This window comes from Synechococcus sp. MVIR-18-1 (assembly GCF_014279835.1).
GTDB lineage: Bacteria > Cyanobacteriota > Cyanobacteriia > PCC-6307 > Cyanobiaceae > Synechococcus_C.
Genome location: NZ_CP047942.1, coordinates 1,291,547 through 1,313,162, shown reverse-complemented (window position 1 = coordinate 1,313,162; position 21,616 = coordinate 1,291,547). Strand labels below are relative to the sequence as shown.

Below are 21,616 nucleotides of genomic sequence, written 5' to 3'. Positions count from 1 at the left end.
AGATGCCCGTTGAGGGGGTGGCAAGGGCAGTGACCCCCTCTAACAAGAAAGGATTCGCCCATCCATTGCATGGTCCTCACCAACGCCTTGAATCGAGGACTGTTGATCGCTGGCCTGGGTATCAGCCTTGCTGGCTTTGCTGGTGATCAAGCGGCACAAGCTGGCGACCACAAGCCGCTACGCGGCCAGGTTTCTGTGATGGGACAACCTGTGGCTAATGCTTCGATCACCCACTGGACAACGCAAGGCGGGACACAGCCCAAGAGGGTCAACGTTGTGCGTTCCAGAAGCGATGGACGTTTCGATCTGGCCGTTAAGCCCAGCGCTGGAACCGTTCACTACCTGATCGCATCAGGTGGAACGGTGAACAATGCAAAGGTTGATCGCCTCACGATGCTCACTGTTCTCGATGAAACAGTGAATGGAACTGTCGCGATTAGTGAACGAACCACAGTGGGATCTGTCTGGCCCAATGCTCAGCAATTAAAAGGTGATCAACTGATCGGCAGCAAAAATGCTTTGGCGATTGGTTCAGGACATGTCAAGCACCTAATCAACCCAAGCACAGGAGAATTTGGGGAGACATTGCTCAATGGATTCAACTTACTTAATTCAGAAACTGCTGCTCGTATTAATGTTCTTTCCAACCTTTTAGCGCTTTGCGGGGATCCTCAAAAACAACAATCCTGCACCCAGCTCTTCTCCCTAACAGAAGCCACGAATACTCTTGATGCAATGACAAGCATTGCGAAATTACCCTGGAAAAATACAGATAAGTTATACAGACTATTTGATAAGAATTATCCTGTTGGCCAAAACTCTGACCGAAGAACAACCGCATCGCTTCCCTATTTGTTGTTTCAACCAGAGAGTTTTTCCCTGTCGATCAGACTGCAGGGTGGTGGTGCATTTGCACTCGGAAAGTTGAGCTTTGACCAGAAGGGCCATCTCTGGAGTGGAGCCAACTGGATCCCCGGATCGCAATCCGGTGTGGTGAACAGCATTGGTGGCGGCATGACGCACTTCGATCAAACGGGAACAGCGCAATCACCGGCAATTACTGGCTACAACGGACAGGGCTTGGACGGGGTTGGCTGGGGAACAGGAATCTCAGAAAACTATGCTTGGGTTGGCACATTCAACAACAAAGTTGGTGTGTTTGACCTCAAAGATGGAACAGCACTTGGACCTGCCACTATTGATAAAGAAGTAGGCCAACTTCAGGGAATTGCTACATCTAAAAATGGTGATGTCTGGATAGCAGACAACACTGGAAATTACATGATTCAGTTTCCTGGAGGAGATTTCAGGAAGGGTGAACGCATCTCCATCGAAGGCCTTCAAGCACCCTTTGGAGTGGCAACAGACGATCAAAACCGCATTTGGGTAAGCAGCAGCTTCAATAACAAACTCACCGTGATTCAGGGTGATTCACCTGATCAATACAAAACAGTCACGGTGGCATTGGGAGCTCGTGGTCTTGCGATTGATTCCAAGGGCAACGCCTGGATCTCTCAACAATCCAATTCACCGACAGGAGCACTACCTGCAGGTGCGGTGATGCCTCCTGGCACACCCAACCCGCCTCAACAGCCCAAGACAATCATGCAGGAATTTGAGGCGGGTGCTGCTTTTGCAGCGGCCAACCCCAATCTCCAAACTCTTGGCAATCTTGCCTTGATCTCTCCTAATCTTGAAATTATCAAAAACGGAGTGGCCGGTGAAGTCGCTTTCGTGCCATGGGGCGTCACGATTGACGGAAACGACAATGTTTGGGTTGGCAACCTCTACGGTCAAAGCCTGATCCACATCTGCGGAACAGACCCATCCACATGCCCTGATGGGAAAACCACCGGCGATGTGATTCACAACTATCAAAGCGGTGTCATCCAAGTCACAACAGATGTTGTTGTGGATGATGCCGGCAACATCTGGAGCGCCAACAATTGGTATGACGCCGATGTTGTGATCAACAACAGCTACAGCCCTCGCACCTCAACATTCCCAGGAGGCCAAGGACTTGTGGTGACGTATGGCGTAGCAGCACCTGTTCAAAATCCCCTCTTTGGTGCGGTGCGTAAACCCAATTAACCCCCGACTGAACACGCGCAAAAACACGTTGTAGGTGGCGACTCAAATGAAGGCTGAATAAAGTCTTCGTTGTATCCGTGCCTTGTTAAGGACACCTGTTTGGTGATTCAGTTCGACAGCCCCTTTTCCAGCTGCCATGGGCTGCAGGAGCTGTTTAAGCCCCTGTCTGCCGATCTTGTCGCGCTGCAGATGAGTCGCGGGCCTTTGCAAGGGCGACTGCGCATCTATCAGCTCGGAGCCATTCGCTTCAATCTGCTCGAAACGAACCAAAGCCTGTTTCTCAGTGGTACCCGGCGATCGACAGCTTGCACCTTGGCTGTCCCCCTAAATGATGTCGATGCGACATCGCCCTATCGCGCGCAGGGCATTCCCGTGTCTTGGCCAGCCCTGATGGGATACAACCAGCAACTCACCAACTTCGATCTAAAGGTGCCTGCTGGTTCTCGGCTGGCCACCATCGTGATTGGCAAAGACGTTCTGCTGGAACACCTGGCCCGACTGGGAGCAAGCCAGCTCAGCCTGGAACGCTGGAAAAGCACCAACCAACTCGAACTGCTTCCGGAACTTCGGCAGGCACTGCAGGATCAGCTCAGCCAATCGATACAAGAGGGGCAAAACCCTTCGAATTCGAACCACGAAGAACCCGAGCAGTTGATCGAAATCGTGATTCGCTGCTTTGAGCAAACCCAGGCACGCACCATGCACATCGCCAATCGAGAGGCACGCCATGAAGCAGCCATCGACCTGCTGCACTGGTGCGCCAAGAATCCTATGAAAACCGTCACCGTGGAGGACCTCAGCACCGAGCTGTTTCAATCTCGAACCTCATTATTCCGAGGATCCCGCGAGCATTTCGAACGCACACCTTTGGAGCTGCAGCGCTCCATCCGCATGGACCGCGTGAGGCAGTTGCTGCTTGAGCCCGCCCTTCGCGCCAGCCTGGGTGTAAAGGGTGTTGGTGACAGCGCGGCATCGATGGGTTTCTCTAGCCGCGGTCACTTTGCACGGCGGTATTTGGAGCAATACAAGGAACAACCGCAGACCACGCTCGCTGAGAATTTGAAGCTGCAGCTGCAGCCGCAGCAGTAGCCATAGCCATCAACGCCAGATTCCATGATTCTGTAAAAGCAACATCAGGAGAAAATTAAGTCCCCCACCAAGGCACAAAACAGAACAACTCTCCATGCCGGTTGCTTCCAGCAGATCAACATCAGAAAGGCCGTGATTGCAAGGCTGAACTCCGCACTACCGCGAATTGCTGATTGCCAAACAGGTTGAAAGAATGCGGCCAGCAGGATGCCAACAACAGCTGCATTGATGCCAACAAGAGCTCGACGCATCATGCCCAGACGGCCAAGGTCACTCCAGAACGGCAAGATGCCACCAATGAGCAAAAAAGAAGGAAGGAAGAGCGCCGTTATGGCCAGCAAAGCGCCACCGAGGCCATGAAGCCCCGCCTGTAGGTCAAAACCAAGGAATGCCGCAAAGCTGAACATCGGCCCCGGTAGGGCTTGGGCAAATCCGTAACCCGCCAAAAATTGATCAATCCCGATCCAACCGTGGGGAACAAGGGTTTGCTCCAAAAGGGGCAGCACCACGTGCCCACCCCCGAAAACCAGCGCACCGGTCCGTAAAAATCCACTGAGCTGTTGAACAACGATTGGTCTATCCGCCGCCGAAAGCCAAGGCAGAGCCAGCAACAATACCCACAGAAATCCCAACATCACCAGAGCAAGCCACCGACTGAGTGGAACCACAAGTCGGTTCGACTGCAAGGACGCGTTCTCTGGAGGAGCTAGGACCACAAGTCCCACCAGTCCGCCAACAGCCAAGGTCAGTAGCTGCGCCCAAGCATGCGGAATCATCAGAACCAGAACGGCAGATAAAGCCATCAAGGTGGCCCGCTCTCGATCTGGGGCAAGTTTCTGCTGGAGCGAAACAACTGCCTGGGCCACAACAGCCACTGCAGCCACCAGCAGGCCATGCACCCAGCCGTCGGTGAACCAGCTCGGTTGAGACGAGAGCAAGGCTGCGGCTACCACCATCAACACTGCCGACGGCAGAGTGAAACCAACCCAGGCTGCTAACCCTCCCAACCATCCAGCCCTGATCAAGCCAATGCCCATCCCTACCTGGGAACTCGATGGTCCTGGCAGCAATTGACATAGCGCGACAAGATCGCTGTAAGCATCAGCCTTGAGCCAATGCTCGCGCAGCACAAAGCGCTCATGAAAATAGCCAAGGTGGGCCACAGGGCCTCCAAAGGACGTGCAACCCAATACAAAAAACTGAAGGAATACCTCCAGCAAGGAAGACATAGTGGAGGAAACGTCTCCTTACAAGGCTAGTAAGTCTTTAAAGCTTCATTGGATACGTAGAACACATCGCGCTACTCCCAAGTCCATGGGCAATAAAAAACCCCGCTGGTGGCGGGGCTAGGGATTTAGACGCAAATTGTTGACAACAATCAATCCAAATTGAATGGGCTCAATCTTTCTTGATTATTTGCCAATCTTTTTCACCGCAGCTTTGGACTTCGCCAAAATGTTGCCCTTCAATGGAACAAAACCAAGAGAAGGTGCAACTTTCTGAGCTTTGCTGCTCAGCATGTAGTTCAACGTGTCTTGAACTGTCTTGGCCTTGGCGCCGTTACCAGTCTTGTAAGCCAGGACCCATGTCAAAGTTGCAATGGGGTAGGCACCTTTTGCAGATGGATTGGGGTTTTTACCTGCTAAGTCCTTATCGAGGCTGATCCCGTTGAGTGCCTTGGCTCCAGCTGAAACCGAGGGCTTCAGGTACTCGCCAGATTTGTTCTGTAGTGCTGCAGCGACAACTTTGCCCCTGATATAGGACTGGTTGACGTAGCCAATGGCGCCAACTTTGTTTTGAATCACGGCTGAAACGCCTTCGTTGCCTTTGGCGCCTACAGCATTCTTGCCAGGCCACTTCACAGACTTACCAGTTCCTAACTTCCATTCAGGAGAAAAAGCCTGCATGGAGTTTGTGAAAGCCTTGGTGGTGCCAGAGCCGTCTGAGCGATGCACCCAAGTAATCGTGCCGCCGGAACAACCAAGATCCTTCCAGTTGGTGATCTTGCCTGTTGCAACACGCACAGCCTGAGTCTGAGTCAGCTTCAGGTTGCAGCCAGGCTTGTTGTAGCCGAACGCAATCGTGCCACCCACCATGGGGATTTGGACCACGCCGCGCTTCACCTTGGCCATGTCCTTCTTTTTCATCGGATCATCCGATGCACCGAAGTCAACCGTGTTTGCCATGAACTGACGACGGCCAGAACCAGATCCAACGGATTGGTAGTTCACCTGTGGCCCCCCAGAATTGGCTAAATCTGCAAGCCAGCGTGTGTAGATCTTGGCTGGGAAGGAAGCGCCAGCTCCTGTCAATCGAGGAGCTGCATGTGTAGAGACTCCAGCTCCAAATGCAACCAAAATAGTGGCAATTGAAAGCTTCTTAAATGAGTTCATGAGTAATGCTTGGTGATGCCATTTTTGACACCTTTGAAAACTAGTTCCGGATAGATGCAGCCACTGATAAGGACAGTTGAAGGTATTGTTAACTTTCGATTAAGTCATCGATGTCCTGCAAAAAATACTACACCATAATGTTGTTTAGAATACATAAGTTTTTGGGATTTACATGGTCCTCGTGAATACCAACTTGGCTCATGACTGCAGCATCGCCAAGCCAAGGGGTGGTCACCAATGTCAAGAGCTTCTTTGGTCACTGGCCGTCTTTCATGCGTTTATATCTAACCAGGCGCCTAGACGTTATTGATTGCGGATTGGATCGCAAAGAAAGAGCTGTCAATGTCTGTTAAGCCCTTCTGCGTTTGCATCACTTCCTCCGCGACATCTAAACAATCTGCGTATAGAATTATACTAAAACAATGTCGTGATCCATACACCCAAAACTCTGATACTTGATCAAGTAATCCCTGACACAGCAAAAGAGCTTGTCATCAGCTGAAACTGAACAGGCCTTTAGTCATCACCAATGACTAAGACTATAAAGCCAAAAACAATTGCAGATCTGGAAAGCGGTTTCCCCTCCTACTGCAAAGCCTTGAGACTGTTAGTTGAGGCGGGTAACAGCCTTGAAAAGGTTAAACGAACAATTTGTTGGGATTACCTTCAGCGATTGCACTCTTCGCTTCCCAAGATTTATCATTCGCCTGAATACCTTTTTTATAAATTTATTCGTACAAGGTTGATTCTCAAAGAGATTTGAATTGTTCGCTGCTATATCTAAGATGTTCAAGCTTTAGGCTATAGTGAATCGGCAGTCATTGAGCTCGCATGTAGATGTTTTATATGTGAGTTGTGCCTATTTTGTTTATTCTCTGGCTGCTGATCTTTAGCTGATTGTTCTGTATTTAATAGAATACTACGCTCGGTCTGATCCAGTTGCGTCAATATCTGTAGCTCTTTTTTTAATTGAGACCTACTTCCTTGTTGGGATATTCAGGATGTCGACCGCGCGCTGGGATGTAGAAACGTTTCCGTACGATTTCAATGGGATCGGCGAAATGAGCCCATGCATCGATGTCTTTAATCAGATTGCAGCAGTCATGTCGAAACACGGATGGTGGGAGACCACTTTGAAGTCCGTTGCTGTTTGCTCCAACAGCGCAAGAGCTTCCGGACTTGGGGAACTGTCGAACATGGCAACCAGTGTCATCTCTCGCAGAATGCGTTCTCTCCATTCGGGATCCGGATCGCAGCGCATCACAGCTGCAGCGATGGCGTCTGGTTGCAGGCTTGGCAGAGCGTTGAGATCAACATCCACCTTGAGAAGGTGGTCACGGATTCCCCGGATGCCAGCAAGGGCTGAGTTCATGCGAGAGCTGTCGAATGGGGTGAATCGTCATGCCTTCTCGCAATCGCCAACCCAAGAGATAGCGATGGATTCAGCCGTTGTTTTCTGGCACTACGGGGGCTTGCATAACTTTGAGATCGCGGTTCTATAGCGAAACCCGTTCCCTGGCTGATGTCCTTGCTTCTACAGCGTCAGATTGAGCGGTTGGAAACCGCTATTGAATTGTCTACGGACTGGCTCGAGATTCACTATCTGATGGCCGAATTGGATCAGCTCAAACACTTGTATGAGGAGCCAGACGCAGAGGCTGCATGATTCCTTCCGATCCCCATCTTGGTGGATGAACTGAGTTGTCTACGGTGGATCAATGTCTCGCCATGCTGTGTCGTATTGGGTGCTACCTGGACCAGAGGCGCAGGTCAGGTTGAATCAGCTCTCGCTTCTGGCCTGTGAGGGGATGTCGCATGGGGGAGGGTTTTGCATGTTGCCTCCACATATCACCCTTTACAGCCACCCTCTTGATGCTGATCAGCCCAAGAGTGAAGGAGCGGTGATCGATCGCCTCCAGCAACTCGCCGATCGCCATCAACCCGTTTTGCTCTCCCCAAAAGCGATCGAGGCAACCGAAACATTCACGCAGAGTTTGGTGCTGCGTTTCAACTCCGAAGCCCTCAGAGAACTCCAGCCTTGGTTCCAACAGTTTTGCCTCAGCTCTCCTAATGCACTCGGTTACAAGCTTGATCCGCACGTGAGCTTGCTCTACAGCCAAGCCCCTTTTGCGTTCAGGCGGGAAGCTGCCAAGCGTATTGCTCTTCCAACATATCCGCTGTTGTTTGAGCGCGTGAGCGCGGTCACGCATCCGCTTACGATCAACAGCTCAGCTGACATAGCTGCTTGTACCACCCTTCAAGAGTATTCTCTTTTACCGTCATAAATTAATCAAGGCCACACCATCAATCAGCTACTTGTTCTCAACCTGGCAAGACCTGTCTGAATCCCTTGTGCTCGAGTACGCGTAAGGGAGTATTAAACAGATTGCTTAGTTCGTGGTCTTGTAATAATTGCTCTGGAGTGCCATCTGCGCAAACTCTTCCCTGCTTGACGAATAAAATCCTTCTCATTTCCGGGAGAATGGTGTCAATCCGATGGGTGATCACCAGGAGGGTGGTGCCTTTTTGGCACAGCTCTCGCATTGTCTCCAAGAGTTGATGGCATGCCTTGAGATCAAGTGCTCTACATGGTTCATCAAGAACCAGCACCTTGGGATTGTGGACGAGCGCCCTGGCAATCATCAACCGGCGACGCTGGCCGTCTGACAGCTGTCCATAGGGCTTCTCTGCGAAGGCCTCAAGATTCAGTTGGTTCAGGAGCATGTCGCTTTTGGCGATTTGATCCAGGCTGGGATTCTGGTCACGCCCTAGTCGTGTTGAACCAAAAAAGGCACTTTGAATCAATTCTTTTGCAAGAATCGATGGACGAAATCTTGTTTCTAAGTCACTATTAACGATTCCAATAGAGGAGCGTAGTTCCCAAATGTTGATGGTGCTCGTTCCAAAAATTGCCAGATGAGAATCCTGTTTAATGATTGGGTAAAGACTGCGATTAATCAGGTTAACGATTGTGCTTTTGCCAGCCCCGTTTGGCCCCAGTATTGTTGTTGACTCTCCAATTTTTAATTTTAAGCAAAGGTCGTGGATTACGGGCTGTCCGCCAAGCCAGGCTTCGAGATGATTGGCGTCAAACCAGATATCGCCCATGACAATCAACTTGATGCAGATTCAATCCTAGCAAGGGTGTTACGTCATCTTCAGGCTCCATAGAAATCAAACCGATGTGAGTTTTCGAGGTTTCATTATTTTGTTTCCTTAGGAGGATCGATGCGATTGCGGCTTAAGGATTGCGAATACAGGCGCCCTGTCCTTGAATGATCAGTTGATGGCTAGAACTATTGCCTTGATATGCAGATATGTTTTTTATGAATAGTGCTTGCTGTCCAGCATAGTTGTTTCTTGTCGGAGAATCTTTCATTTACAAAACACTCAGGCAGAAGGGATGTTGTTATTAAGACAAATATTTGTAATTTGGAGCTCTCATCCAGGATTAGAGGTTTGATTTTGAATCAGATCCCAGGCTTCAGTAGCCGTGTCTGCAAACTGGATTAGTTTGAGATCTTTATCATCAATCAGTCCTGAATCAGCCATAAACTCAAAATCAATCAGTCGTGACCAATAGTCTTTACCGAAGAGCACAATAGGCATGGCATGTTGTGTTCCCACCTGCCGCAACGTTAATAACTCAAAAAGCTCATCGAGGGTGCCGTAACCACCTGGAAACAAAACAGCACCTACGGCACGCATCACAAAGTGAAATTTACGCAGTGCAAAATAATTAAATTTAAAGCAGAGATTTGGCGTGATGTATGGATTAGGATTTTGTTCATGGGGTAGTTCAATATTCAGTCCGATTGAACGGCAACCAGCATCAAAAGCTCCACGATTAGCTGCTTCCATAATTCCAGGACCACCTCCTGTCACAATCACATGGGTAGAACAACTAGGCCCTGAGATTGGTCCTGATTGACCAAAATGAGACGCCAGAAATGCAAATTCTCGTGCTGCGTCGTAATACGAAGAGAGTTTCACCATCTTTCTGGCTCGACTCACCTTTCGCTTCCATTCTGCTGAATCTGGATTTGCATCCAGCTCTTTGATCGCTTCCTTAAGACTCGCTTCTGCAGCTGTCTTTTCCTGTAAGCGTGCACCTCCAAACACAATGATTGTTGAGGTGATGCCAGCCTCCTCCAAGAAAAGCTCAGGCTTGCTGATTTCCAGCAACATCCTTACGCCACGCATTGAGGAACGATTGAGAAGATCAAGATCCTGATGCGCGAGTCGATAGTTGTCCGAGTGAATGATCTGTTCAAGGTTGTGAGCCACTCGGGTTGGATCTTCACTTGGCAAGCCTGAATCCAGGAAATTTGAAACCATGGGCTGCTCCTTCACAACATGTTGGCTGCTAGTTCAGCCAATGCACTTCGTTCCCCCCGCGTCAAGGTCATATGACCCACGAGGGTTTGACCTTTTAAGCGCTCTGCGAGCCAAGTAAGACCGTTGCTCTCCGCATCCACGTAGGGATTATCAATCTGATAAGGGTCACCGGTGAACACGATCTTCGTTCCTTCACCCACACGAGTCACGATTGTTTTCACCTCATGAGGGGTGAGATTTTGTGCCTCGTCGACCACCATGAATTGATGAGGAATCGATCGTCCACGGATGTAATTGATGGCTTCTACTTCTAGAAGTCCCATCTCGCGGAGATCAGACCAGGAGCTTTTTGGACCACCACCATGGCGGCGGCGATCATCCTTTTGCTCATTGCTCATGGCATCACCCGTCAGGAAATCCAGGTTGTCCACGATCGGTTGCATCCAAGGAGCAAGTTTCTCGTCCAGAGTTCCCGGCAGAAAGCCGATCTCTTTGCCGAGTGAGATTGGCGGACGGGTCACCAGCAGCCGGGCATAGCGATGCTCATCCGCCACCTGATGCAAGCCGGCTGCAATCGCTAGCAAGGTTTTGCCGGTTCCGGCTTTACCCACAAGGGTGACGAGTTCCACAGATGGGTCCAGCAGCAAATCGAGGGCAAAGTTCTGTTCGCGGTTGCGTGGCTTTAGGCGACCGAGGCGGGCGCGTTTCAGCCAAACCAGAGGTTCTAGTTCTCCCGAATCGCCGTGTTGACGAGCCAGGAAGGTGTGGTCTGAGCTGTCTCGATCAATCAGCGTCACCCCCTCATTGGGTTGCAATGACGCCACCGCTTCAGCGGGCAGGGCCTTCAGGGAAAGACGTCCATTTTGACGCAACTCATCGATGAGATCAGCTGAGACCTTCACGCCTCTTGCCCCCGGATAGAGGTCGGAGATCGCCACTTTGTCGTTGGCGTAATCCTGCGCGGCTAGGCCTACGGCATCAGCTTTGATGCGCAAATTGGTGTCTTTGGTGATCAACACCACCTCTGGAGCTTCGCTTAGGCCCTTAGCCCGCATCTGTTCCAGAGCTACAGCCAGGATGTTGTTGTCGCCGCCGCCACCGCGGAGTTCCGGTGGCAACTGGGCCAAGGTCTCAGCCCGGCAGAACGCCACCTCGAGGGTGCCGTCACCATCAGGCGTTAATGGAACACCGTCTGCGAGATTTCCCCGCTCCCGCAGACCATCAAGCAACCGGGCGACCCGACGGGAGTTGCGACCCTTTTCAGAGGGATCCCGCTTGAAACGATCAATTTCCTCGATCACCTGAATAGGGAGAACAATGCGATCAGATCCAAAGCTGCTCGGAGCTTCTGGATCATGCAGAAGAACATTGGTATCGAGTACAACCACCTTCTTCACAACCACCTTCTTGTTCATGACAAACCCTCTCTCTTCTCTGTTTGTAATTTAGAACGCAAAAAACACGGTCATTTCCTTCTGTACCAGGACTTCACTCATTGCCTTATTTAATTCTCTAAAAACGTTGGATGCGCCGTCTGCCCTCAAAAACGCAGCTGATTAAAGCGATAGCTTGATGGCTTCCTAGCGCTTGGGCCCATGACTGCAAAGCCTTTGCCCAGCACCGCTGCCGTGACCGGACTCAAGGAGACCCTTGATTTCTTCAATGATCCGTCGTTTGCCCAGCGGCGATTTGACGCCTATGGAGATGTGTTCGCCACCAAGTTGCTGGCGCAGCGCATCGTGTTCATCCGCGGAGAACGAGCGATTACGGAGTTGCTCAATCAAGGCGACTCCTTAGAGGGCTGGTGGCCCGAAAGTGTGAAGCAGTTGCTTGGGAGCCGCTCTTTGGCCAATCGCAGCGGACCTGGCCATAAAGCCCGGCGTAGGGTTGTTGGGCAGTTGTTTTCAAGCGCTGCGTTGGTCCGCTACACCCCATCGATTACCGGGCTGATCGATGAGCTCGCCAATGATCTGATCCAAAGCCCTGGTTGCGTGTCGTTATCAGCGATGATGCGCCGCTTTGCTTTTGCGGTGATCGCCACCACTGTTCTGGGGCTGGATCGAGAAAGCCGCGAGGTGCTCTTCGCTGATTTTGAGATCTGGACCAAGGCCCTGTTTTCACTTCCTCTGGCGATCCCCGGTACTCCCTTCGCTCGTGCCATGGCCGCACGCCTGCGTTTGCTTAAGCGCATCAAGCAGGTGTTGCAACAGGGCAGCAATCGGGGGGGGCTTGATCTGATCAGTGGTGGTCTTGATGAAGCTGGGATTCCGCTGGATGACGATGACCTGGCGGAACAATTGTTGCTTTTGCTGTTCGCCGGCTATGAGACCACAGCTTCATCGCTGAGCTGCCTGTTTCGGGCCCTGCTGATCCAGCCGGAGGTGATGCAATGGTTGCTTTCTGAGCTGATGGAGTCTCCGTGGCCAGCCAGCTCAATACCGCAATCAGCTCGTCTTGATGCCACGGTATTGGAGGTCATGCGCCAGACCCCACCTGTGGGTGGGTTCTTCCGCCGCAGCCTGCGCAAGATTGAGTTAGCGGATGTGGAGGTGCCAGAGAACAGTGTGATCCAGGTGGCCCTTAGCCCCTCTGGGCAAATGGATAGCAGCGATCTGTCCCACTTCCGCCCCCAACGCCATCTTGATGGTTCCTTTGATCAAACTCTGCTCCCTTTTGGAGGAGGAGAGAGGGTGTGCCTCGGCAAGGCCCTGGCGGAACTGGAGATTCGTTTGATGGTGGTAGGTCTGCTCCAGAAGGTAAAGCTGCAGCTGGAACCGGATCAGGACCTTTCCTTGCAGCTGGTGCCCAGCCCCTCGCCCCGCAGCGGCCTGATGGTGAGAGCTATGCCAACCACTGATCGGCATCCATGATCTTTTTGCTCAGCAAGCCAAGGCGCTTGAACTCAGCAAAGTTCAGATCTTTCACCGCCTGATCGATTCCGCAATCGAGCCATTGGCCATCGCGCTTTTCATAAATAGTGAAGTCCTGCTCCAGCGTGTCGCGGCGGATGCAGTAGGTGATGCCGTCCTCATGGAGGAACTCAGCGGATTGCAGTTGCAGACCCATCGATGGACTCCCATTCATCCTTAATCACGCATCGTGTTGCATCAACCTCGTGGATTTCAACACTTTGTACAGACGCAAGTGACATTTGATCGGACATAATGAGAATGATTCCCATTTATGCGATGTCTGCGTGGGTGGAGCTGTCCTCAAGTCCTGAACGATGCAGCAGACCTGGTTAATCACTGGCCCACCCGGCTGCGGAAAAACGACCTGGATTCTTGAGACCTTGCTTAAGCATGGAGGTGAATGCGCCTACCTGCGGCTCGATGGTCCCAGTGATGAGGGGTTGGAACAGGGCCATAACGCAGGGATCGATTGCGCTTGGTTGATGGATCAGGTTCCCAAGCTGCAAGATCTTTCCATTTCAACTTCAGCTTCAAAAACAGCGTTGCCTTCCCAGGACTGCTTGGTGTTGATTGAGGTTCAACAGTTTCAGCCTCCAGATCAAAGTAACGCCGGTGGAATCGACCTTCACGTTCTCAAGCAGTTAACCAGCTTCCAACTCAAACCCGATCGAATCTTTCTGTTTGGTCGAGACCCTGAGTTACCCAAGCACCACACGCTGAACTTCACCCAGCTCGAGGCCTGGCATCTCACTCTTCACGGCTGTGTTTGGGACCCGAACAGCCTCAGCAGTTTTTGGTTTGAGCTTGTGAATGGTGCCTATGGCGATGTGTATCGCGCCAAAGCACTCATGAACTTGCCTGATGGCCGTTCATTTTTCTGCAATTAGATGGTGAGCCAAGAGAGTTCTCAGTTTCTTCCCCTGGAAGCCGTTGAGCCACTCACCTCCCGGCCCAATCGCATCTCTCATTTAGTAGTTCAGGGCAAAGCTCTGGATCACGCCGCTATCCAGAGCACGATCAACGACTGCTTACTCACTGATGACGTGCTTGAAATGCAGCAGGCACAGCTGCGTCAGCAACAACAAGACCTTCAACTGTGTCCTTTAAATCTGGATTTGATCTGCCCACAGTTCCAGAACTGATTACTTTTGCCCGTGAGCGGGTTGGGTATAAGGTTCCAGAAGTTCTGCAGCTACTTCCCTCTCTTCCTCTTAATTCTGTGGGAAAGATCAACCGTGTGGCTCTTCATTCCATGACTTCCAAGCATTGAGCGACAGCTCGCGGTTCATGGTTTCATTTCTAGTAAAATGATTTACGCTCCTCATGCACTACAAAAGGCATCGCTATTTGCAATCAAGCTGAAAGAGTTAATGGGATGACTTGTTGTAAGTCTATATGCAAATCTATACTGAAATTATTGGTAAAAGTATTTGCAAGGATTAGGTGCTAAAAGTGCTTTCTATTTACAACTCACCACTCAAACTAATTTAAACAGTGCTACTGTTGATTTGCCTTCAATCTAATCAAAGCTGATCTTGCTATTCTCGGTTTGTTATCTATTATCCAGCTTTAGCCATTGATTTAAAAGCTTCATTGCCTGAATCATCAGCCATATCAGTCAATAATGCTTTGCCGTCTTCGCCGAGGTTTTCTAGAGTTTTGGCTGTGTAATCGTAGTTATCAAAAATAGTTTCTATGGACCATACGTAATTATTTTCTATGGCATAGCTGCAAATACTTTTAACAACTTCGTCTTGAGTGGCTCTTATTCCTTTGTCCCAGAGATCTTTAACGATGAAATCCACCGTCACGGTCCCTTCAAGCATCGGGTCGAGGTCGAATGCCAGCACGCAACCAAGTTCATTAAAGGTTTCTACCCACGCAGTGTTGGTCTCAAGGCAACCCTTGATAATGGTATGGGCTTCTTGCTTTGTGGTCACTTGGAACCGATCAGATCTCTCATTCTTAATGCATCAACACCGGCAATGCCCTGATATTTCGGAATTATTTTATTCGGAATGTCTGACAAATCCTTTAGGGCTGCCGACTTTGCGATCACGCCTTGGATCTTGTGGTCCACACGAGGTTTCTTAAGGGCAATTTATGTAGTGTCACTTCTAAGAAGCTTGCAAAAGTTTCTGTTTCATGACAGATCAGATCTCTCCTCGTGAACAGCCTTTTCGCAGGCTCTATTAGATTTTTTGACCAGTCAATTTTTTGTTTTTCTTCTGTTGAGCTGACTACAGCTCTTTTCAGTTGGCGGATCGTAAGCATCAATATCGTGACGCGATGAGCTAGAGCTGATACCAAGAGATCATTGCGTCATGACTGCAGCGACACTGACCTCCCTTCCCTTGCAGAACTGCAGGTTTGAGCGGTTTGGCACTGCGATTATTCCCGTGGATGACATGACGCCCCATAGCGACGTTGATGCCCATCTCAAATTTGAGGGAGCTGACCTGCGCTACTACGTGATGCGCCTTCGCCATCGGCCGGCGGTTCTGGCAAGCATGACCCGCCATCAGCGGGCTACGCAGTGTTTAGGTTCTGCTGACGCCCAGCCTTGGTGGTTGGCTGTCGCCGCTCCAGAGCTGCTTCCCGAGGAGCTTTGTGCTGCATCTGTGCAATTGGTTTACGTCCACCCGGGCGAAGCTGTGAAGCTCCATCAGGGCACCTGGCATGCTGGGCCCTTTTTTCACGAGCCCTCTGCCCTGTTTTACAACCTGGAGTTGGGCGATACCAACCTCACCGATCACAACTTTCAGGCGCTCACAGCTCCGATCAAGTTGATGCTGGACCCATCCCTCAGCTCACCCAGCTACAAACGATCTGCTACTGATGAGTCTCTGGCCAGTCATAGACGCCAATGAGCACCACCAATAGCTTGCGTCCTCTTCCTTGCAGAACGGGTCCGCTCATTGGGGTGCGCGAATCCATCGCTTACCTGCGGGATCCTGACGGTTTCATCGCAGAACGTCACCAACAGTTTGGACCAGTTTTCGGCACAACCCTCTTCTTTCGTCCTACGGCCGTTGTTGGTGGTCCAGATGCGGTTGAGCAGTTCATCCGCCTTGAGCGCAGCATTAGTGAAAGCGCGTTACCAGCCGCCTTTACCGCCTTACACACAGCAGACGGTGCTTTAAATCAGGCTGGTGAGAAACATCGGTCCACGCGACGTGGCTATTCCGCTCTCTTCAGTCCAACCAATCTTGAGTCTTATTTACCAAAGATCAATCGCTGCATGGTGCAGTTCACATCAAGCATTGCTCAACACGGGAGTACGTGTATCGCGCTCGATGCGAAGCATCTCTGTCTCAATCTCTACTCAGAACTCTTTGCTGGTGAATCGTTAACGAAGGATGAGATCGAAGCTTTTATCTCTTACAACGATGCACTTCTGAGTCTTAGCAAGCAGCTTCCTTCGTTTCGGAAGGGAGAGAAGGCACTAGCTGCGCTCCAGCAGAACATGGAAGTGCGCTTGGGCAAATATCGACGCGGCGAACTGGACGGAGCTTGCTTCCGGATTTTTACTGACAATCTCGATGAACATGGACAGCCGTGGAGTGATGAACGCATTGCGACCGCCACCGTCTTGATGGTGTGGGGGGCCTATATCGAAGTTGCCTCCTTGATGGCTAGTTGTTTAATCCAAACCAAACATCGTCTTGATGTGAGAGATCAGGTCCTCGAGGAGGCAAGGAATCACAATCTGGAGTCTCCAGATACACCAGCTCATCTCGCTGCATGGGACCTTCCCTTCGTACAAGGTGTACTGCGTGAATCACTTCGATTAGCACCCCCGGCTGGAGGCGGTTTCCGGATCACCTCTGAAGACATTGAGGTTTCTGGGTACCGCATCCCAGCGGGCACCGTTGTGACGGCTGACCCGCGAATCGGAAACGCAATGTCTGCATTTTTTCCAGAGCCTCAGTCGTTTGCACCTGAACGGTGGATGAGTGACTTTGATCTCAACGGCAACCTCAAACAAGGGCCTGGATGCCCTTTTGCAGGGAGTGCCCTTCGGCTCCCTAAGGAAGGTTGGTTCCCAGGAGGGATTGGTAAACATGGTTGTCCTGGCTTGCCATTGGCTGAGCTCAGTGTGAGAGTTTTTTTGGTGCGTTGGATGCAAACGATTCAGCATTGGGAGGCTGATTCAGACCAGGCTGAGTCGATTCCATACACACTTGTGCCTATTCGAATTCCTAGGGATTCCTACCGCTTCAATGTTGTACCGGTTCCCAGAGTTTCCATCTTTGGTGGATTGTAGTATTCAGATCAGTGCTTATTCTCTTGGGTGATTTTCCTTGTCTCTTCTTGATTTCGGGATTTCTAAAAGTGTTTTTAATGGATGATAGGTAGCAGCTTTTTAAGTATCTATAACTTCGTTTTTGCTTCTCAGGATGGTCTGGAATTTTATTGATGTTCGCAAACGAACCTCAATGCTGAAATTTCTGAATGATTGTTGGATTATTGGTAGGCCATTCTGTAGCGTTTGTACTTATGCCCTGCTTTTCATATGAGATATTAGGGATTACCTCTTTTTCATTATGGCAAAGCTGCGCCTGACCATTTATGCCGCCACAGCCTTCGGAGGGATTGTCTGGCCTTGGTATTGCATCTATCAGTTTATCCAAGAAACTGAAGCTCTAGGTCTGACTGATCCGCTGGAGATTGTCGACCTATTTTCTCAGGGCGTCTGGGCTAACGCTTCCGCCGGTTTTATTGCTGCTGATTTGACTCTTGTTTTGATTGCTGCTTTTGCATTCATTATTGCTGAGGCATTGAGACTGAAAATGAAGTATTGGTATCTTTACTTTGTTGCTACTTTTGGTATCTCTTTTGCGTTTTCATTCGGCCTATTCATGTTTAATAGAGAGAGGAGCTTGATGCGGTCGTCTAATAAATCTGTCTAGGTCTTGGTTTTAATTAGAGTGTGACATAACCTTTTGATGAGTCTCCTGGTAGAGCTGAATTAAATTCAACGGTTTTTCGTTGGTCATGATTGTGTCCTGACCAATATTCTTTTTTTTAGCCAAGGTGCTGATGCAATGGGTGTTCGCACGAGCGTCAGCTAAGAGAGGAAGGAGGTGCGAAAGGTCTTAACCCTTACGACCGATTCTGAGAGAGTCTGCCAACATATAAGCAAACGATCACTAAGGCCTGATCTGATCAAAGACAGTGGTCGTGCCGTCGTGTGCGATGGCAAGTACATCAAAAGCTTCAGCTTTAACACCTGCTGTTTCCATTCCAGGAGATCCCATCGGCATTCCAGGTGCTGCTAGGCCTCTAATGTCTGGCCGTTGCTGCAACATTTTTTTGATGGATGCTGCCGGAACGTGGCCCTCTACGACATAGCCATCAACAACCGCTGTGTGGCAAGACGACAACTCCGGGGTAATGCCATTGGCTTGTTTGAAAGTCTCCATATTCTCGACCACCTTGTCTTGGATCCTGAAGCCTGCTGTTTCTACGTGTTCTCCCCATTTTGTGCAGCAGCCACAGCTCTCAGAGCGATAAATGGCAATGTCAGGAATGGACTCAGAATTCATTGATGGCTCCACAGCAACTGCTGTTTGCTGTGCCTCCACCGAAAGAGGCAGGATGGCAAAAAATAGCGCCATCACAACTCCTGAATAAAACCGTTTCATCTCTATCTGCTCAACAACACGCTAATGATAATAAGCAGGAGCCCTCGATTGGAATCGTGATCATTAAAAGGTGCGACTATGCAGATCCTTTTAATAATTTTATAGGGTGATCAAGGCAACCTCTGCGCATAAGCCTGGGCCGAACGCAAGCGCGACACATGGTCCATGACAATCATGTTGTCGCATCTGATCAAGAACAAACAATATTGTTGCTGACGACATATTTCCATGCTGACTCAGAATCTCTCTTGAGTGAGCAAGTTGATCGTCACTAAGTGACAATGACTCAGCACACGCTTGAAGAATTCTTGGCCCTCCAGGGTGAATGGCCCAATGTTGGATGCTATTGAGATCCGTTCCACTGGCATGAAGCCACTTGTTCAGCCATGGTTGCAATGATGTGGAAATCGCTTCGGGTACTTTGGGGGATAAGCCCATGGAGAATCCGTGATCGCCAATTTGCCAATGCATTAAATCATGGGTCTTTGGAATCACTGTGGATCCAGAGGCCTGCAGGGCTACCTTTCCTGACGTTGATTTCGGGTTGGATGTCTCAGCATGAGTAGCGACCAAAGCAGCAGCACCATCTGCAAATAACGTATTGGCCACGACATGTTCAGGATTCCAGCCGTATTGCAAATGAACACTGCACAATTCCACAGCGCATAGGAGAACAACAGCTTTTGGATCAGCTTCTACAAAGGCGCGGGCAACGCGTAAACCATTCAATGCCGCATGACACCCCATAAATCCAATATGTGTGCGTTGGACATTGGGAGACAACTGAAGTTGATCGATGAGATCACAATCAACGCCAGGAGCATGAAACCCTGTACAGCTGATCGTGATTAGATGTGTGATTACACCAGCAGAGAGTTGTGATTCTGCGAGTGCACGTTTACATGCTTTGAGTGCCAACAAGGAAGCGTTTAGGCGATACGCTTCCATTCGTTCTTCTGTCCTTGGGCTATTAACCCCATAAAACGGCAAACGTTGATGGATCGTTTGGGTTGCATCGCCAGTTAATAAAACACTGCCCCTGGTTTGGACTTGCGAGCGTCTCTGAATGCGGCGTACGAGCGAGGCGCGTTCGGGACGATCTGCACTCACCCACTCAGACAGTGTTGTGGACTCTGTTTGATTGACGCTCTGTTCGGGTACTGCGGTTCCTAGACCACGAAACATCAAAGGCATGGCTCACCTTTGGGCGATGGCAGCTTTTCTTCGTTCAGGCTGGAGACGATCGATTCAGCTATAGAGGGCCAACGTTTCACAAGTTCAAATAAAACTGTTGTGGAGGCCTGACGTTTTAAGACTGAGGACAAGGCTCTACAGACTGTTTGTCTCCTGCCGATATGCACCTGAAGCGTTGCCTTCCAGCGCATTTCTAAGTCTTCAGTCCACCGTTCCAGGCCTTCCAGTACGAATGGTGCTGCAGCAGCACCTGCCGTTAAGGCCCAGGCCATCCCTTCACCAGTGAAAGGCTCGACATATCCCGCGGCATCGCCCATCACAAGAAAGCGATCCCCTGCCACCACATTGGAAGTGCGGCTGAGAGCAGGAGTGAGTTGCCAGCGTTGCCCTTGTTGGAGTGCCGGTGGCACTGGAAATCCTGCCTGATTCAAAACATTTTGTGCTGCATCCACAGCTCCTTGACCTTGGGAGAGTGCATCTCGATCAAAGGCCCCCGCAAGATTCAGCAATCCGTCTTCCCTGCGAACCAATCCCACATAGCCCTGATTTCCAATGGCCATGTGAATAGATCCACTGGGGTAGTAATCGGTGTCATCATCCACGACGCATCCGGCACCGTGTCTGGATTGCTTGCGAATCCTGCTTTGCCCTGCTTCGTTTTGGGGAAGACAACGCTGAGACAGGCCTGCGGCGACCAGCACAACGCGCGCGTTGACATGGCTGGTAGTCCCACTTTGATGATCTTTAAGGCGCACACGTCTGTAGTTAGGGCTCGCTTCTTCCACTTGCGCAGTCATCTGAAAGCGAGCTGACGCTCCAGCTTTGATTGCTGCATTGATCAGGGCTTGATCGAATTGTTCTCGAGAAAGGACATAGCCATTCGGTAATGCCAACGATGCTTCACGACCGCGTAGTCCGAGGCGCAAGCTGTCCAGTCTTTGTCCGCCGCAATCTTCAAACAAGGTGGTCTCACCTCGAGAACTCAAAATCGCTTGAGCTTGGTTGTTAAAACAGCATCCACAGACTTTCCAGCGGGGAAACGAACGTTGCTCAACAAGCATGACGCGCAATCCTTGCTTGGCACAATCCAGAGCAGCAAGACCTCCAGCTGGTCCAGCTCCAATGATCAGGACATCCCACAACATGTCCATCTCAGGAATGGGCCCAAGTCAACAGGTATCGCTCTGGCCATGAGCATTTGATCTGAGCATTTTTCATGCCTGCTTGCTTGGCGATGCTCATCATTTCATCGGGTTGAAAGGCGCCGCGTACTGAGAGAGGACCATCGGTATGAACCACCCAGGAACGGCTTAAGAGACGGGTTCCCATCCAGGCCAGTGCAAAGCCAATCCGGCTACGAATTAAATCATCCACGAGCACGAGTTTCCGAGATCGCAATGCCATCACTTCTAAAAGACGAACCACGTCAACCTCATCCAAGTGATGCGCAAATAGCGTGCAATACACCACATCAAAGGTGCTGTGTTCTATGGGTTTTGTTAAAGCATCGGCAGTAAACACAGTGATTTCTGCTTTTCTCCTCTCCGCATTCGAGCGTGAAATCTCAACGGCCTCAGGGTTTAGATCACAGGCATGAATTTCGATTGCCAACCCCTTTTGTTGAGCCATCAGGGCAAGGTCGATGGCTGTATCACCTCCTCCACAGGCGAGCTCCAAAACGCGAAGTGGTTGTTCTGGTTGCGTGATCGCAAGGGCCTCGATGGCACGAAATAGACCAGCAGAACAACGGCTGATTGCATTGATGCGTCGCAAGCCCATCAGTGCTTTTGCATGCTCCTTTGGATCGAGGCCAGGTTGATCCATTACTTCCGGTTGACGATCTCGGTTATTGAGAGCTGCACCCCAGATCATCGGTCGCCCATTTCTTTGTTTGGACAAGCTAAGAAAAATATGGTCTGGAGACGCTTCTCAGTTGGGCTTTTGGCTTCTC

At 50.4% G+C, this 21,616-nt stretch carries 22 protein-coding genes; 10 read left to right on the top strand and 12 right to left on the bottom strand.

Features of this window, described 5'->3' with window-relative positions; all coding sequences use genetic code 11:
- Nucleotides 1-69 precede the first annotated feature (69 nt).
- Nucleotides 70-2,091: a hypothetical protein gene (locus tag SynMVIR181_RS06885; RefSeq protein WP_186588721.1), complete on the top strand. Its 2,022-nt coding sequence runs from the start codon at nt 70-72 to the stop codon at nt 2,089-2,091.
- A 69-nt stretch (nt 2,092-2,160) separates the two neighbouring features.
- Nucleotides 2,161-3,180 (top strand): helix-turn-helix domain-containing protein, encoded by a 1,020-nt coding sequence (locus tag SynMVIR181_RS06880; protein WP_255444187.1) that lies wholly within the window; start codon nt 2,161-2,163, stop codon nt 3,178-3,180.
- Between the two features lie 44 nt (nt 3,181-3,224).
- On the opposite strand, the gene chrA is transcribed toward SynMVIR181_RS06880, so the two are convergent.
- Together chrA and pstS are read right to left on the bottom strand one after the other, a co-directional pair.
- Nucleotides 3,225-4,409 carry a chromate efflux transporter gene (chrA, locus tag SynMVIR181_RS06875; protein WP_186588719.1) on the bottom strand — a complete coding sequence of 395 codons (1,185 nt, stop codon included), beginning with the start codon at nt 4,407-4,409 and terminating at the stop codon, nt 3,225-3,227.
- Nucleotides 4,410-4,592: 183 nt separating this feature from the next.
- On the bottom strand, nt 4,593-5,573 hold the full coding sequence (gene pstS, locus SynMVIR181_RS06870; protein ID WP_186522808.1) for a phosphate ABC transporter substrate-binding protein PstS: 981 nt from the start codon (nt 5,571-5,573) through the stop codon (nt 4,593-4,595).
- A 529-nt stretch (nt 5,574-6,102) separates the two neighbouring features.
- Between pstS and SynMVIR181_RS06865 the strand changes: the two genes are divergently transcribed.
- Nucleotides 6,103-6,336: a DUF3136 domain-containing protein gene (locus tag SynMVIR181_RS06865; protein WP_186588718.1), complete on the top strand. Its 234-nt coding sequence runs from the start codon at nt 6,103-6,105 to the stop codon at nt 6,334-6,336.
- A 324-nt stretch (nt 6,337-6,660) separates the two neighbouring features.
- On the opposite strand, the gene SynMVIR181_RS06860 is transcribed toward SynMVIR181_RS06865, so the two are convergent.
- The gene (locus SynMVIR181_RS06860) at nt 6,661-6,945 is read right to left on the bottom strand and encodes a hypothetical protein (protein WP_255444186.1); all 285 of its coding nucleotides are present in this window, start codon (nt 6,943-6,945) and stop codon (nt 6,661-6,663) included.
- A 346-nt stretch (nt 6,946-7,291) separates the two neighbouring features.
- Here SynMVIR181_RS06860 and SynMVIR181_RS06850 point away from each other — a divergent pair, with 346 nt between their 5' ends.
- Nucleotides 7,292-7,858 carry a hypothetical protein gene (locus tag SynMVIR181_RS06850; protein ID WP_186588717.1) on the top strand — a complete coding sequence of 189 codons (567 nt, stop codon included), beginning with the start codon at nt 7,292-7,294 and terminating at the stop codon, nt 7,856-7,858.
- A 37-nt stretch (nt 7,859-7,895) separates the two neighbouring features.
- Here the strand turns inward: SynMVIR181_RS06850 and SynMVIR181_RS06845 are convergent, their stop codons facing one another.
- From SynMVIR181_RS06845 to SynMVIR181_RS06835, 3 genes are all read right to left on the bottom strand, one after another.
- The gene (locus tag SynMVIR181_RS06845) at nt 7,896-8,681 is read right to left on the bottom strand and encodes an ABC transporter ATP-binding protein (protein WP_186588716.1); all 786 of its coding nucleotides are present in this window, start codon (nt 8,679-8,681) and stop codon (nt 7,896-7,898) included.
- A 333-nt stretch (nt 8,682-9,014) separates the two neighbouring features.
- Nucleotides 9,015-9,911 (bottom strand): LOG family protein, encoded by an 897-nt coding sequence (locus SynMVIR181_RS06840; protein WP_186588715.1) that lies wholly within the window; start codon nt 9,909-9,911, stop codon nt 9,015-9,017.
- A gap of 11 nt (nt 9,912-9,922) precedes the next feature.
- On the bottom strand, nt 9,923-11,326 hold the full coding sequence (locus SynMVIR181_RS06835) for a PhoH family protein (RefSeq protein WP_186522798.1): 1,404 nt from the start codon (nt 11,324-11,326) through the stop codon (nt 9,923-9,925).
- A 180-nt stretch (nt 11,327-11,506) separates the two neighbouring features.
- Here SynMVIR181_RS06835 and SynMVIR181_RS06830 point away from each other — a divergent pair, with 180 nt between their 5' ends.
- A complete protein-coding gene (locus tag SynMVIR181_RS06830; protein ID WP_186588714.1) occupies nt 11,507-12,781 on the top strand; it encodes a cytochrome P450 in 1,275 nt (424 codons plus the stop codon).
- Here SynMVIR181_RS06830 and SynMVIR181_RS06825 read toward each other — a convergent pair.
- Nucleotides 12,753-12,977 carry a hypothetical protein gene (locus SynMVIR181_RS06825; protein WP_186525524.1) on the bottom strand — a complete coding sequence of 75 codons (225 nt, stop codon included), beginning with the start codon at nt 12,975-12,977 and terminating at the stop codon, nt 12,753-12,755. The genes SynMVIR181_RS06830 and SynMVIR181_RS06825 overlap by 29 nt on opposite strands.
- A 160-nt stretch (nt 12,978-13,137) precedes the next feature.
- On the opposite strand from SynMVIR181_RS06825, the gene SynMVIR181_RS06820 reads away from it, so the two are divergent.
- Together SynMVIR181_RS06820 and SynMVIR181_RS13460 are read left to right on the top strand one after the other, a co-directional pair.
- The gene (locus tag SynMVIR181_RS06820; RefSeq protein WP_370593829.1) at nt 13,138-13,710 is read left to right on the top strand and encodes an ATPase; all 573 of its coding nucleotides are present in this window, start codon (nt 13,138-13,140) and stop codon (nt 13,708-13,710) included.
- Nucleotides 13,711-13,965 (top strand): hypothetical protein, encoded by a 255-nt coding sequence (locus SynMVIR181_RS13460; RefSeq protein ID WP_370593828.1) that lies wholly within the window; start codon nt 13,711-13,713, stop codon nt 13,963-13,965.
- A 417-nt stretch (nt 13,966-14,382) separates the two neighbouring features.
- Here the strand turns inward: SynMVIR181_RS13460 and SynMVIR181_RS06815 are convergent, their stop codons facing one another.
- A complete protein-coding gene (locus SynMVIR181_RS06815; protein WP_186588713.1) occupies nt 14,383-14,763 on the bottom strand; it encodes a hypothetical protein in 381 nt (126 codons plus the stop codon).
- 384 nt (nt 14,764-15,147) lie between these two features.
- On the opposite strand from SynMVIR181_RS06815, the gene SynMVIR181_RS06810 reads away from it, so the two are divergent.
- From SynMVIR181_RS06810 to SynMVIR181_RS06800, 3 genes are all read left to right on the top strand, one after another.
- A complete protein-coding gene (locus tag SynMVIR181_RS06810) occupies nt 15,148-15,693 on the top strand; it encodes an ureidoglycolate lyase (protein WP_186588712.1) in 546 nt (181 codons plus the stop codon).
- On the top strand, nt 15,690-17,090 hold the full coding sequence (locus SynMVIR181_RS06805) for a cytochrome P450 (protein ID WP_186588711.1): 1,401 nt from the start codon (nt 15,690-15,692) through the stop codon (nt 17,088-17,090). Before SynMVIR181_RS06810 ends, SynMVIR181_RS06805 begins: the two co-directional genes overlap by 4 nt.
- A 280-nt stretch (nt 17,091-17,370) precedes the next feature.
- The gene (locus SynMVIR181_RS06800; protein WP_186588710.1) at nt 17,371-17,736 is read left to right on the top strand and encodes a DUF2834 domain-containing protein; all 366 of its coding nucleotides are present in this window, start codon (nt 17,371-17,373) and stop codon (nt 17,734-17,736) included.
- Nucleotides 17,737-17,976: 240 nt separating this feature from the next.
- On the opposite strand, the gene SynMVIR181_RS06795 is transcribed toward SynMVIR181_RS06800, so the two are convergent.
- The 4 genes from SynMVIR181_RS06795 to SynMVIR181_RS06775 form a co-directional block, all read right to left on the bottom strand.
- Nucleotides 17,977-18,471: a DUF411 domain-containing protein gene (locus SynMVIR181_RS06795; RefSeq protein WP_186588709.1), complete on the bottom strand. Its 495-nt coding sequence runs from the start codon at nt 18,469-18,471 to the stop codon at nt 17,977-17,979.
- A 99-nt stretch (nt 18,472-18,570) separates the two neighbouring features.
- Nucleotides 18,571-19,665, bottom strand: a complete 1,095-nt coding sequence (locus tag SynMVIR181_RS06785; RefSeq protein WP_186588708.1) for a type III polyketide synthase — start codon at nt 19,663-19,665, stop codon at nt 18,571-18,573.
- Nucleotides 19,656-20,816, bottom strand: a complete 1,161-nt coding sequence (locus SynMVIR181_RS06780) for an NAD(P)/FAD-dependent oxidoreductase (RefSeq protein WP_186588707.1) — start codon at nt 20,814-20,816, stop codon at nt 19,656-19,658. Before SynMVIR181_RS06780 ends, SynMVIR181_RS06785 begins: the two co-directional genes overlap by 10 nt.
- A gap of 1 nt (nt 20,817) precedes the next feature.
- On the bottom strand, nt 20,818-21,537 hold the full coding sequence (locus SynMVIR181_RS06775) for a class I SAM-dependent methyltransferase (protein WP_186588706.1): 720 nt from the start codon (nt 21,535-21,537) through the stop codon (nt 20,818-20,820).
- Nucleotides 21,538-21,616: the final 79 nt, after the last annotated feature.

Coding starts and splice junctions, on each gene's coding strand:
- SynMVIR181_RS06885 (WP_186588721.1), top strand. CDS start 70: ATGGTCCTCACCAACGCCTTGAATCGAGGACTGTTGATCGCTGGCCTG.
- chrA (WP_186588719.1), bottom strand. CDS start 4,409: ATGTCTTCCTTGCTGGAGGTATTCCTTCAGTTTTTTGTATTGGGTTGC.
- pstS (WP_186522808.1), bottom strand. CDS start 5,573: ATGAACTCATTTAAGAAGCTTTCAATTGCCACTATTTTGGTTGCATTT.
- SynMVIR181_RS06865 (WP_186588718.1), top strand. CDS start 6,103: ATGACTAAGACTATAAAGCCAAAAACAATTGCAGATCTGGAAAGCGGT.
- SynMVIR181_RS06860 (WP_255444186.1), bottom strand. CDS start 6,945: ATGAACTCAGCCCTTGCTGGCATCCGGGGAATCCGTGACCACCTTCTC.
- SynMVIR181_RS06850 (WP_186588717.1), top strand. CDS start 7,292: ATGTCTCGCCATGCTGTGTCGTATTGGGTGCTACCTGGACCAGAGGCG.
- SynMVIR181_RS06845 (WP_186588716.1), bottom strand. CDS start 8,681: ATGGGCGATATCTGGTTTGACGCCAATCATCTCGAAGCCTGGCTTGGC.
- SynMVIR181_RS06840 (WP_186588715.1), bottom strand. CDS start 9,911: ATGGTTTCAAATTTCCTGGATTCAGGCTTGCCAAGTGAAGATCCAACC.
- SynMVIR181_RS06835 (WP_186522798.1), bottom strand. CDS start 11,326: ATGAACAAGAAGGTGGTTGTGAAGAAGGTGGTTGTACTCGATACCAAT.
- SynMVIR181_RS06830 (WP_186588714.1), top strand. CDS start 11,507: ATGACTGCAAAGCCTTTGCCCAGCACCGCTGCCGTGACCGGACTCAAG.
- SynMVIR181_RS06825 (WP_186525524.1), bottom strand. CDS start 12,977: ATGGGTCTGCAACTGCAATCCGCTGAGTTCCTCCATGAGGACGGCATC.
- SynMVIR181_RS06820 (WP_370593829.1), top strand. CDS start 13,138: ATGCAGCAGACCTGGTTAATCACTGGCCCACCCGGCTGCGGAAAAACG.
- SynMVIR181_RS13460 (WP_370593828.1), top strand. CDS start 13,711: ATGGTGAGCCAAGAGAGTTCTCAGTTTCTTCCCCTGGAAGCCGTTGAG.
- SynMVIR181_RS06810 (WP_186588712.1), top strand. CDS start 15,148: ATGACTGCAGCGACACTGACCTCCCTTCCCTTGCAGAACTGCAGGTTT.
- SynMVIR181_RS06805 (WP_186588711.1), top strand. CDS start 15,690: ATGAGCACCACCAATAGCTTGCGTCCTCTTCCTTGCAGAACGGGTCCG.
- SynMVIR181_RS06800 (WP_186588710.1), top strand. CDS start 17,371: ATGGCAAAGCTGCGCCTGACCATTTATGCCGCCACAGCCTTCGGAGGG.
- SynMVIR181_RS06795 (WP_186588709.1), bottom strand. CDS start 18,471: ATGAAACGGTTTTATTCAGGAGTTGTGATGGCGCTATTTTTTGCCATC.
- SynMVIR181_RS06785 (WP_186588708.1), bottom strand. CDS start 19,665: ATGCCTTTGATGTTTCGTGGTCTAGGAACCGCAGTACCCGAACAGAGC.
- SynMVIR181_RS06780 (WP_186588707.1), bottom strand. CDS start 20,816: ATGGACATGTTGTGGGATGTCCTGATCATTGGAGCTGGACCAGCTGGA.
- SynMVIR181_RS06775 (WP_186588706.1), bottom strand. CDS start 21,537: ATGATCTGGGGTGCAGCTCTCAATAACCGAGATCGTCAACCGGAAGTA.